Annotated in this window: 5 protein-coding genes; 1 reads left to right on the plus strand and 4 read right to left on the minus strand. The window is 58.3% G+C overall.

Annotated features, from left to right (window positions below; translation table 11 throughout):
• Window positions 1–506: radical SAM protein (locus LD28_RS0120710; protein WP_033138793.1), on the minus strand; the 506-nt coding region annotated here is incomplete at its 3' end.
• 254 nt (window positions 507–760) lie between these two features.
• Between LD28_RS0120710 and LD28_RS0120715 the strand changes: the two genes are divergently transcribed.
• Complete coding sequence (locus LD28_RS0120715; protein ID WP_033138789.1) at window positions 761–2,356, plus strand: methyl-accepting chemotaxis protein; 1,596 nt, start codon at window positions 761–763, stop codon at window positions 2,354–2,356.
• 114 nt (window positions 2,357–2,470) lie between these two features.
• Here LD28_RS0120715 and aroG read toward each other — a convergent pair whose 3' ends face one another.
• The 3 genes from aroG to serC form a co-directional block, all read right to left on the minus strand.
• A complete protein-coding gene (gene aroG, locus LD28_RS0120720) occupies window positions 2,471–3,526 on the minus strand; it encodes a 3-deoxy-7-phosphoheptulonate synthase AroG (protein WP_033138790.1) in 1,056 nt (351 codons plus the stop codon).
• A gap of 220 nt (window positions 3,527–3,746) precedes the next feature.
• Window positions 3,747–5,030 carry a 3-phosphoshikimate 1-carboxyvinyltransferase gene (gene aroA / locus LD28_RS0120725; protein WP_033138791.1) on the minus strand — a complete coding sequence of 428 codons (1,284 nt, stop codon included), beginning with the start codon at window positions 5,028–5,030 and terminating at the stop codon, window positions 3,747–3,749.
• 226 nt (window positions 5,031–5,256) lie between these two features.
• On the minus strand, window positions 5,257–6,345 hold the full coding sequence (gene serC / locus LD28_RS0120730) for a 3-phosphoserine/phosphohydroxythreonine transaminase (protein WP_033138792.1): 1,089 nt from the start codon (window positions 6,343–6,345) through the stop codon (window positions 5,257–5,259).
• Window positions 6,346–6,656 lie beyond the last annotated feature (311 nt).

The raw sequence follows: 6,656 nt of genomic DNA on the forward strand, positions 1-6,656 counted from the left end.
CGGTTGAAGCCCCCCGCCAGTGCCGCCTGCCATTTCTCATCATCAAAGCCATTGAGGCGCCCCTCCAGCGTCACCTCGGCATCGGCCGCCAGCGGAAAACGGCGGATCACGGCGGCCAGCATGGCCAACTCGTCGGCACTCATGTCGGTCGGCGTACCGCCTCCTACATAGACGGCAGAAAATGGCATGCTCTGCGCCAGCGGTGTGTCAGCTGCCTGCGCAAGGGAGGCGCAGAGGGCGTTGACATAGCGGTTGATCCGCGCCGGATTGGCGCCATTTTCAAAGAAACTGCAGAAGCTGCAGCGCTTGCGGCAAAACGGAATGTGGATGTAGAGGGCGCGCTCCGCAGCTTCACTCTCTCGCTGCCACCAACTCTGCCAGCCAGCCTCATCCAGCGGGAAGGGGCGCATCCCTCCCCGACTGGCGTGAGCCGAAGTCTTGGCGCTAAAGGCAAACTTGAGGGGATCCGGCGAGGCAATACCGGTCATTGAAGGGGTCAGATTCATGGTGGTCACTATTCAGCAAATAATGACAATGATAACGATTATCGTTACCGGTGATTTGTTCTGGATCAACCCAAGGAGCAGCACTACTCGCAGAGGTCATTTTTGCAACCTGCATTACCGATCTGCTTAACAGATTATTTACTCAAGAGCGGTTATTGTGTGCCGATAGAGAACTATCTCCCGCCATTTCTTCGTCTACGATCAAGATGATACGGGATCACATAACAACACCAAGCGCATGGAACTTATCCAAAATGCATAACCTCTCCTTGAACTGGAAAATATTCCTCCCCCTTGCGCTGGTTATCAGCTCCACCTTTGCCCTCTGCTTTGAACTCTCCGCCTGGTTGCAACGGGATCTTGCTATCCGCATGGCAGAAGAGAAGGTAGAGAGTGCAGCCAACACCTACATGGATCAGCTCAACGTGCTGATGATGACGGGCGGCATGGTCAACCGGCAGATAGTGCAAACCAAGCTCAAGAGCGAGGCAGGAATTGTAGAAGCCCGTCTGATCCGTGCCCCCGCCGTCAGCAATCTGTTTGGCCCAGGCCATCCCGATCAGAAAGCCCAGGATGCCCTCGACGAGCGAGCCATAACCAAGGGGGATATCATCCTGCAACAACAGGGCAACCAGCTCACCCTGATCAAGCCGTTCAAAGCCTACAAGGAGTATCGCGGCACCCAGTGCACCAGCTGCCATCAGGTGAACGAAGGTACCGTCATGGGGGCGGTGCGGATCAGCTATGACCTCAGCCATACTTTCGACGATATCCGCCACAATAACCTGATCCTGAGCGGCAGTCTGGCCGCGGTGTTCAGCCTCGGCTTTGGCTTGCTCTGGTGGGTATTGCAGCGCTATGTCAAACACCCCCTGCGCCAGTTGCAGCTCACCATGATCCAGATGGCCAAAGAGCGCAACCTCGCCCTCCCCCTGGTCAATCACAGCCGGGATGAACTGGGCCAGATGACCCGCGCCGTCAATGACATGGTGCAGGGTTTCCGCCACAGCCTGCAGGAGGTAGAAGGGGCAACCCACCAGCTCTATCAGGAGTCGAACCAGATCCGTCAGGTGGCGACCCAGACTGAAAACTCGGCCCGTCAGCAAGAGGGGATGACCACTCAGGTCGCCGCTGCGGTAAGCGAACTGGCCGCCAGCTCTCACGAAGTACGCGAACACGCCCGCCACAGTGCCGAACTCTCCGCCCTCACCAATCAGGATGCCGCCGACACCAGCCGTCTCGCCCAGCACTCCATCACCGATATGGACGAGATGTCGGCTGAAATTGATCGGGTGGATCAGGTGATCCAGCAGCTCGACAGCCGCTGCCTAGCCGTGGATGGGGTATTGGAAGTGATCAAGGGGATTGCCGATCAGACCAACCTGCTGGCCCTTAACGCCGCCATTGAAGCAGCGCGAGCTGGCGAGCAAGGCCGAGGTTTTGCCGTGGTAGCCGACGAGGTGCGAGCCCTCTCCAACCGCAGCCGCGCCGCTAGTGAGGAGATCTCCCAGATGATCGCCGCTCTGCAAAAAGAGGCCCAGAGCGCGGTTACGGTGATCGGGGATGCAAAAACCAAGGCGGGCGAGAGCATCAGTAAAACCGAGGCAACCCTGGCCGCCATGCAAAACATCATTGAACGCATCGCCCGCATCAACGATCTCAATGCTCAGATGGCCCAGTCCGCCGAAGAGCAGGACAGGGTCTGCAGCGAGGTGGACAGCTCGGTGAACCAGATCCGCAACACCTCCAACGACACCCTGGGTCAGGCTCACTCCGCCAACCTCGCCAGTGTTCAGCTGGTCGAGCAGTGTCAGAAACTGGAAGCCCTGCTCAAGACCTACCGCTGGTAATCCGCGTCACCAACGAAAAAGCGCGACCCGAGGGTCGCGCTTCTGCTTTCTGGATTTGGCTTAGCTCAACTGCGGCCTTGCGTGTTCACTATCAAGAAAGCCGCAGAGCATGCGTTAACGAGCGTTGCGGGTTGCTACGGCATCCGCCAGATTGCGCAGCAGCACTTCGGTATCGGCCCAACCGATGCAGGCATCGGTGATGCTCTGACCGACGGTGAGTTCGCACCCATCCACCAGATCCTGACGGCCTTCCACCAGATGGCTCTCCACCATCACGCCAAACACCGCCTTGCTGCCGGCACGCAGCTGATCGGCTACGTCTTCGGCCACCACCATCTGGTTCTTGAACTGCTTGCTGCTGTTGGCGTGGCTAAAGTCGATCATCACCTTTTGCGGCAGACCGGCCTTCTCAAGCCCCTTCACCACCTCGCCGACATGGGCCGCGCTGTAGTTCGGCTCACGACCACCGCGCAGGATAATGTGACAATCCGGGTTACCGCGGGTCGCCACGATGGCAGAGTGGCCATATTTGGTCACCGAGAGGAAGTGGTGCGGCGCACTGGCGGCACCAATGGCATCGATGGCCACCTTAATGGTGCCGTCAGTGCCGTTCTTGAAGCCCACCGGACAGGAGAGACCGGAGGCCAGCTCGCGGTGTACCTGGGATTCGGTGGTTCGGGCACCGATAGCGCCCCAGCTCATCAGATCCGCCACATATTGCGGGGTGATCATGTCGAGGAACTCGGAAGCGGTCGGCAGCCCCATATCGTTGAGATCCAGCAATAGCTTGCGACCAATGCGCAGACCGTCGTTGATCTTGCAGCTGTTGTCGAGATACGGGTCGTTGATCAGCCCCTTCCAGCCCACTGTAGTACGCGGTTTTTCGAAGTAGACCCGCATCACGATCTCCAGCTGACCTTTCAGCTCGTCGCGCAACGCCTTGAGGCGCTTGCCGTACTCCAGCGCGGCCACCGGATCGTGGATGGAGCAAGGGCCAATCACCACCAGCAGACGCTCATCTTCACCGGTCAGGATCTGATGAATGGCCTGACGGGATTCGAAGACAGTATTTGATGCGGTCTCGGTAGCCGGAAACTTCTCAAGCACCGCAACCGGGGGTAATAACTCTTTGATTTCACTGATACGAACGTCGTCGGTTTGATGCTGCATGACAAGGCTTCCTGCTAGATGACTGCGATTAAGAAATCTCAACATAGCCCGCGACAGAGCATGTGTAAATAGGAAATTACAGCAATCACAAAACTATTTTGTGAGGAAATCTTGCAAGTTATTGAAATGATGCTAAGCGAAATGGCGATGCGGGTGAGGAAGGTAAAAAGGCCCGCTCAGCGCGGGCCCTAAGAGTCGGAGATGACGGGTTTGTCAGTGATCAGCCACGCTGGCTGATACTGGCCAGCTTGTCGAAGTAATCCGGGAAGGTCTTCGACGTGCACTTGGGATCATTGATGGTGACCGGGGTATCCGACAGCGCCACCAGCGAGAAGCACATGGCGATACGGTGATCGTTGTAGGTATCGATCTCGGCGTGCTTGAGCTGGGTCGGCGGGGTCACGGTGATGAAGTCATGCTCCTCCTCCACTTCGACGCCCAGCTTGCGCAGTTCGGTCGCCATGGCGTGCAGACGATCGGTCTCCTTCACCCGCCAGTTGTAGATATTGCGAATGGAGGTCGGCCCCTCGGCAAACAGCGCAGCAACGGCAATGGTCATGGCCGCATCGGGAATATGGTTCATGTCCATATCCACCCCGTGCAGCGGCGCCTGCTCAGCCTCGATGAAATCATCGCCCCAGGTGATGCGTGCGCCCATCTTCTCCAGCACATCGGCGAAGTGGATATCACCCTGAATGCTGTGCTTGCCGATGCCGGTTACCCGCACCTTGCCCTTGATGGCGCCTGCCGCGAGGAAGTAAGAGGCGCTGGAAGCATCCCCTTCCACCAGAAAGTCTCCCGGGCTGATGTAGGTCTGGTTGCCCTTGATGTAGAACAGCTTGTAGTTGTCGTGCTCGATGACCACCCCGAACTGCTTCATGATGTGCAGGGTGATATCGATATAGGGCTTGGAGACCAGCTCCCCCTTGATGTGGATCCGGGTATCGCCCGCTGCCATCGGCGCCGCCATCAAAAACGCCGTCAGGAACTGGCTGGAGACAGATCCATCGACGTGTACATCGCCACCCCACAGCCCCTTGGCATCCACCACCAGCGGCGGATAGCCATCTTTTTTCAGGTACTGGATATGGGCACCCGCTTCACGCAGGGCATCCACCAGATGGCCGATGGGGCGCTCTTCCATGCGCGGCTCGCCGCCCAGGGTATATTCACCGGAGCCAAGGCACAGCGCGGCGCAGAGTGGACGCATGGCGGTGCCAGCGTTGCCGAGGAACAGATTGACCGACTCTTTCACCGCAAAGCTGCGGCCCAGACCGTGCACGGTGCACTCGGTCTTGTCGGCGGAGAGCTTGTACTTGACCCCGAGCTGGGTCAGCGCAGCCAGCATATGACGAATGTCATCGCTGTCGAGCAGGTTGGTCAGACGGGTGGTGCCACGGGCCAGCGCCGCCAGCAGCAGCGCACGGTTAGAGACACTCTTGGAGCCGGGCAGATTGACCTCCCCGGCCACACGAGAAATGGGTTCCAAACGCAACGAATTCATAGACTTCCTGTGCTATCTCAAAATAAACGCCTGTCCGGACGTTAACAGCCTGCGTCCCACTCGGCAAGGGCACTTTCAGGGGAAATCGCACGGCGAACGCCAGCACTCTGGTTCTGTTGAAAAAAAGACGCCGGGGTCTCCCCGGCGTCTTGAATCACTGCAATAGCTGGAAGCGGCTCATGGGTTGTCACAAGAGGCCGCCAGCAAACAGGTGGGTGCTCTCTTCTCAGCCATGGCGCTTGGCAAAGCCATCCATAAAGCTCACCAGGGCCTTCACCCCCTCCAGCGGCATGGCGTTATAGATACTGGCACGCATACCACCGACAATGCGGTGCCCTTTGAGGGCCAGCAGGCCAGCCGCTTCCGATTCGGCCAGGAACTGCTTGTCCAGCTCGGCATTTTTTAGCTGGAACGGGATGTTCATCCGCGAACGGCAGCTGACATCCACCTGATTGCCGTAGAAGCTCGACTGATCGAGATAGTCGTAGAGGAAGTCAGCCTTCTCCTTGTTGCGCGCGTCCATCGCCTCGAGGCCACCCTGTTCTTTGAGCCACTCGAACACCAGACCGGCCAGATACCAGGCGTAGGTGGGCGGCGTGTTGAACATGGAGTCGTTCTTGGCTGTGAGTTGATAGTCAAAAATCGAAGGCACGTCGGCTCTGGCCTGGTTCAGCAAGTCGTCGCGCACGATGGCGATGGCAAGCCCGGACGGCCCGATATTCTTCTGGGCACCGGCATAGATAATGCCAAAGCGGCTCACGTCGATAGGACGGGAAAGAATGGTGGAGGAGAGATCCGCCACCAGCGGCACCTCACCGGTGGCCGGGATGTCGAACATCTCGATGCCGTCGATGGTTTCGTTCGGGCAGTAGTGAACATAGGCCGCATCAGCGCGAAACGCCGGTGTCGGCAGCAGGTGAGAGATCCCCTGCTCGTTCTTGGCAACACCCTGGAAGGTCTGGATATCGCCATATTTTTTGGCTTCATCCACCGCGCTCTGGGACCAGACACCGGTCAGCAGGAAGTCCGCCTTCTTGTTGGCGCCGCCCAGCAGATTCATGGGCACGGCGGAGAACTGACCGCGACCACCACCGTGCATGAACAGCACCTTGTAGTTGTCCGGCACCGCCAACAGCTCGCGCAGATCCGCTTCGGCCTTCTCGGCCACCGCCATGTAGGGCTTGCCGCGATGGGAAAGCTCCATGACCGAGGCTCCCAGCCCCTGAAAATTACAAAATTCGCGCTGGGCGCGCTCCATGACTTCAACCGGCAACATGGCGGGGCCGGCGCAGAAGTTGTAAATCTGTTTGCTCATGACGCTTTCCGTGAGTGGATGAGAGTAATCGATGACTTGTCAGGTTTTACACAAGAGCCGCCAGCGGATCAAAGGCTTTTTGGGAGCTGGCTCAACCTTTTACCGTCACTCTGCGTCCCCCTTGCAGTAGAAAAAGCCCTGAACGGGTCAGGGCTTGCAGGGAACATGCACAGAAATGGCGGGCAGAGCGCATAAACGACCACAGCCCAGCCATTTCTGACAAATTTACAGTTTGGCGGTGAGCTCCGGCAGCAGGGTGAAGAGATCCCCCACCAGCCCGTAGTCCGCCACCTGAAAGATGGGGGCTTCGC

Source organism: Aeromonas finlandensis, assembly GCF_000764645.1.
GTDB classification, from domain to species: domain Bacteria; phylum Pseudomonadota; class Gammaproteobacteria; order Enterobacterales; family Aeromonadaceae; genus Aeromonas; species Aeromonas finlandensis.